The 2,322-nt window shown below is 62.4% G+C and carries 2 protein-coding genes and 1 pseudogene; 2 read left to right on the forward strand and 1 reads right to left on the reverse strand.

The genetic code is table 11. The annotated features are described in order from the left end of the window. A partial coding sequence (locus IBX54_RS14535; RefSeq protein WP_296543369.1) for an NAD(P)/FAD-dependent oxidoreductase occupies positions 1-527 on the reverse strand: 527 nt, incomplete at its 3' end. 142 nt (positions 528-669) lie between these two features. Between IBX54_RS14535 and IBX54_RS14540 the strand changes: the two genes are divergently transcribed. Both IBX54_RS14540 and IBX54_RS14545 read left to right on the forward strand, forming a co-directional pair. Continuing rightward, the gene (locus tag IBX54_RS14540; protein ID WP_296543370.1) at positions 670-1,866 is read left to right on the forward strand and encodes an amino acid aminotransferase; all 1,197 of its coding nucleotides are present in this window, start codon (positions 670-672) and stop codon (positions 1,864-1,866) included. A gap of 11 nt (positions 1,867-1,877) precedes the next feature. Continuing rightward, positions 1,878-2,322, forward strand: a pseudogene (locus IBX54_RS14545) (DUF2520 domain-containing protein); the annotation flags it as partial.

Raw genomic sequence — 2,322 nt, forward strand, 5'->3', positions numbered from 1 at the left:
TGCGCACCTTCCAGCGGTGAATTGAGCGCCAATACACCGCCCGCGTTTTCCAGGTCGCCCAGCAGCGCCAGCATCAGCGCATGACTGTCAACAATGCCGGTGCTTGGCGACAACAGGGCGGCCTCGCACACCAACTGCGGCTCCAACTGGCGCGCCTCTTCAGCGCTCAACAGCACCAGATCAGCCACACCGTTGCGCCGCGCCTTGTCGGCAATGCCCAACAACTGCGCCACTTGCGCCGCGGTAGTCGCCACGATCAGCTTGCCGCAGCGCCGGTGGCTGATGCCGCGCTGCTGGCAGTAGTCATACAGCAGCACCCTGCCCTGCGCGCACAAGCTGGCCTTGAGCGACCCCGGCGCGTAGTAAATGCCGGCGTGAATCACCTCGCTGTTGCGCGAACTGGTGCCGGTGCCAAAGGCGTTGGCTGCTTCGAGCACCAGCACCTCGCGCCCCTGCAGCGCCAGCGCGCGCGCCACGGCCAAACCGACCACACCGGCACCCACCACCACACAATCCACTTGATCCATCTGTTTTCTCCTGGCCTGGCAACACACGCCGACCAACAAATGAGTTTAGCGAGCCCGCCGATGGCAACCAAGCATCGTTAAAATGCAGGGTTTCTACCAGTGGCCGAACGGTCACTTTCTTCACCTACCACAGGACTTTGTCATGTCACTTTTTTCCGCTGTCGAAATGGCCCCACGCGACCCGATTCTGGGCTTGAACGAACAATTCAACGCCGACACCAATCCCGACAAGGTGAACCTGGGCGTGGGCGTGTACTTTGACGACAACGGCAAACTGCCCCTGCTGGGCTGTGTGCTGGCCGCAGAAAAAACCATGATGGAAACCCCCAAGCCGCACGGCTACCTGCCCATCGATGGCATTGCCGCCTACGACGCCGCCGTCAAGGCGTTGGTCTTTGGCGCCGACAGCGAGCCCGTCACCTCGGGCCGTATCGCCACCATTCAGGCGCTTGGCGGCACCGGCGGCCTGAAAGTGGGTGCCGACTTCTTGAAGTTTATGACCCCCGGTGCCAAGGTGCTGATCAGCGACCCGAGCTGGGAAAACCACCGCGGCATTTTCGGCAACGCCGGTTTCACCGTCGAGTCTTACCGCTATTACGATGCCGCCACCCGCGCCCTCAACTTCGAGGGCATGCTGGCCGACCTGAACGCTGCAGCGGCCGGCACCATTGTGGTGCTGCATGCCTGCTGCCATAACCCCACGGGTTACGACATCAGCCCGGCCCAATGGGACCAGGTGATTGCGGCGGTCAAAGCCAAAAATCTGGTGCCCTTCCTCGACATGGCTTACCAGGGTTTCGGCTATGGCCTGAAAGAAGACGGTGCCGTGATCGGCAAGTTTGTCGATGCCGGGCTGTTGTTTTTTGTCGCTACCAGCTTCAGCAAAAGCTTCAGCCTGTACGGTGAACGCGTGGGTGCCCTGAGTGTGGTTTGCACAAGCAAAGAAGAAGCCGCCCGCGTGCTGAGCCAGCTCAAGATCGTGATCCGCACCAACTACAGCAACCCACCAACGCATGGTGGCGCCATCGTGACCACCGTGCTGAGCACCCCGGCGTTGCGCGCGCAATGGGAAGCCGAACTCGGCGAGATGCGCGTGCGCATCAAGGCCATGCGGCAAAAACTGGTGGACGGCCTGAAGGCCGCCGGTGTCAAGCAGGACATGAGCTTCATCACCCAGCAGATCGGCATGTTCAGCTACTCGGGCCTTTCCAAAGACCAGATGGTGCGCCTGCGCAATGAGTTTGGCGTCTATGGCACCGACAGCGGCCGCATGTGTGTGGCCGCCTTGAACAGCAAAAATATCGACCACGTCTGCGCCAGCATTGCCAAGGTGATGTAAGGCCAGCCGGCTTGAAAACCATCAATCTGATTGGTGGCGGCCGGGTCGGTCAGACGCTCGGCTGCTTGCTGGCGCAAAGTGGCCAGGTTCTGGTGCAGGACGTGCTGACACGCAGCGCGGCATCGGCTCGGGACGCTGTGGCGTTCATCGGAGCGGGCCGTGCCGTGGTGCACATGCCAGACCTGCGCCCGGCCGACTACTGGTTGCTGGCGGTGCCCGACAGCCAGATTGCGCCAGTCGCGGCAAGCTTGGCTGGGCCTGATGCCTTGCCCCCGGCGCTGGCGTTTCATAGCAGCGGTGCCTTGGGCGCAGACCTTCTCAAACCCCTGCAAGCCAAAGGCTGGCAAGTGGCCAGCGCCCATTGCCTGCTGAGCTTTGCCAGCCCGGCAACAGCGCTGGCGCAATTTGCCGGCTCGCCCTGCGCGCTCGAAGGCGATGCGCCAGCGCTGGCCGAGT

It is taken from the genome of Rhodoferax sp. (genome assembly GCF_014859475.1).
Lineage (GTDB): Bacteria > Pseudomonadota > Gammaproteobacteria > Burkholderiales > Burkholderiaceae_C > Rhodoferax.

Excerpts from the sequence above, each read along its gene's own strand:
- IBX54_RS14540 (WP_296543370.1), top strand. The coding sequence starts at position 670 with ATGTCACTTTTTTCCGCTGTCGAAATGGCCCCACGCGACCCGATTCTG.